The organism is Bacillus haynesii, assembly GCF_001969855.1.
Classification (GTDB): domain Bacteria; phylum Bacillota; class Bacilli; order Bacillales; family Bacillaceae; genus Bacillus; species Bacillus haynesii.
This window is the reverse complement of record NZ_MRBL01000025.1, coordinates 1-2,500: the sequence shown is the minus strand read 5'-3', so window position 1 is coordinate 2,500 and position 2,500 is coordinate 1. Positions and strand designations below refer to the sequence as shown.

The following is a 2,500-nucleotide window of genomic DNA, read 5'->3' as shown; positions in this document are numbered from 1 at the left end:
CCTTTTCCACTTAACGTATACTTTGGGACCTTAGCTGGCGGTCTGGGCTGTTTCCCTTTCGACTACGGATCTTATCACTCGCAGTCTGACTCCCAAGGATAAGTCTTTGGCATTCGGAGTTTGACTGAATTCGGTAACCCGGTAGGGGCCCCTAGTCCAATCAGTGCTCTACCTCCAAGACTCTTACCTTGAGGCTAGCCCTAAAGCTATTTCGGAGAGAACCAGCTATCTCCAGGTTCGATTGGCATTTCACCCCTACCCACACCTCATCCCCGCACTTTTCAACGTGCGTGGGTTCGGGCCTCCATTCAGTGTTACCTGAACTTCACCCTGGACATGGGTAGATCACCTGGTTTCGGGTCTACGACCACGTACTCATGCGCCCTATTCAGACTCGCTTTCGCTGCGGCTCCGTCTTTTCAAACTTAACCTTGCACGGGATCGTAACTCGCCGGTTCATTCTACAAAAGGCACGCCATCACCCGTTAACGGGCTCTGACTACTTGTAGGCACACGGTTTCAGGATCTCTTTCACTCCCCTTCCGGGGTGCTTTTCACCTTTCCCTCACGGTACTGGTTCACTATCGGTCACTAGGGAGTATTTAGCCTTGGGAGATGGTCCTCCCGGATTCCGACGGAATTTCACGTGTTCCGCCGTACTCAGGATCCACTCAGGAGAGAACGAAGTTTTGACTACAGGGCTGTTACCTCCTATGGCGGGCCTTTCCAGACCTCTTCATCTACCTCGTTCTTTTGTAACTCCGTACAGAGTGTCCTACAACCCCAAGAGGCAAGCCTCTTGGTTTGGGCTAATCCCGTTTCGCTCGCCGCTACTCAGGGAATCGCATTTGCTTTCTCTTCCTCCGGGTACTTAGATGTTTCAGTTCCCCGGGTCTGCCTTCTCATATCCTATGAATTCAGATATGGATACTGCTCCATTACGAGCAGTGGGTTTCCCCATTCGGAAATCTCCGGATCAAAGCTTGCTTACAGCTCCCCGAAGCATATCGGTGTTCGTCCCGTCCTTCATCGGCTCCTAGTGCCAAGGCATCCACCGTGCGCCCTTTCTAACTTAACCGTTAAAAAGAATCACTACGTGATATCTTGCATTACGAATTGAATGTGATGTCTACTGTTATCTAGTTTTCAAAGAACANNTCCTTCAAAACTAAACAAGATCTAAACGCACCTGTCTATAAGACCGCAAGGTCTTATATTCCGTATAATATCCTTAGAAAGGAGGTGATCCAGCCGCACCTTCCGATACGGCTACCTTGTTACGACTTCACCCCAATCATCTGTCCCACCTTCGGCGGCTGGCTCCAAAAGGTTACCTCACCGACTTCGGGTGTTACAAACTCTCGTGGTGTGACGGGCGGTGTGTACAAGGCCCGGGAACGTATTCACCGCGGCATGCTGATCCGCGATTACTAGCGATTCCAGCTTCACGCAGTCGAGTTGCAGACTGCGATCCGAACTGAGAACAGATTTGTGGGATTGGCTTAGCCTCGCGGCTTCGCTGCCCTTTGTTCTGCCCATTGTAGCACGTGTGTAGCCCAGGTCATAAGGGGCATGATGATTTGACGTCATCCCCACCTTCCTCCGGTTTGTCACCGGCAGTCACCTTAGAGTGCCCAACTGAATGCTGGCAACTAAGATCAAGGGTTGCGCTCGTTGCGGGACTTAACCCAACATCTCACGACACGAGCTGACGACAACCATGCACCACCTGTCACTCTGCCCCCGAAGGGGAAGCCCTATCTCTAGGGTTGTCAGAGGATGTCAAGACCTGGTAAGGTTCTTCGCGTTGCTTCGAATTAAACCACATGCTCCACCGCTTGTGCGGGCCCCCGTCAATTCCTTTGAGTTTCAGTCTTGCGACCGTACTCCCCAGGCGGAGTGCTTAATGCGTTTGCTGCAGCACTAAAGGGCGGAAACCCTCTAACACTTAGCACTCATCGTTTACGGCGTGGACTACCAGGGTATCTAATCCTGTTCGCTCCCCACGCTTTCGCGCCTCAGCGTCAGTTACAGACCAGAGAGTCGCCTTCGCCACTGGTGTTCCTCCACATCTCTACGCATTTCACCGCTACACGTGGAATTCCACTCTCCTCTTCTGCACTCAAGTTCCCCAGTTTCCAATGACCCTCCCCGGTTGAGCCGGGGGCTTTCACATCAGACTTAAGAAACCGCCTGCGCGCGCTTTACGCCCAATAATTCCGGACAACGCTTGCCACCTACGTATTACCGCGGCTGCTGGCACGTAGTTAGCCGTGGCTTTCTGGTTAGGTACCGTCAAGGTACCGCCCTATTCGAACGGTACTTGTTCTTCCCTAACAACAGAGTTTTACGATCCGAAAACCTTCATCACTCACGCGGCGTTGCTCCGTCAGACTTTCGTCCATTGCGGAAGATTCCCTACTGCTGCCTCCCGTAGGAGTCTGGGCCGTGTCTCAGTCCCAGTGTGGCCGATCACCCTCTCAGGTCGGCTACGCATCGT

At 52.6% G+C, this 2,500-nt stretch carries 2 rRNA genes (1 of these 2 cut by a window edge); both read right to left on the bottom strand.

Annotated features, from left to right (window positions below):
- Window positions 1-1,078, bottom strand: a 23S ribosomal RNA gene (locus BTA31_RS19710) (it extends 1,852 nt beyond the left edge of the window).
- A 157-nt stretch (window positions 1,079-1,235) separates the two neighbouring features.
- A 16S ribosomal RNA gene (locus tag BTA31_RS19705) occupies window positions 1,236-2,500 on the bottom strand; the annotation flags it as partial.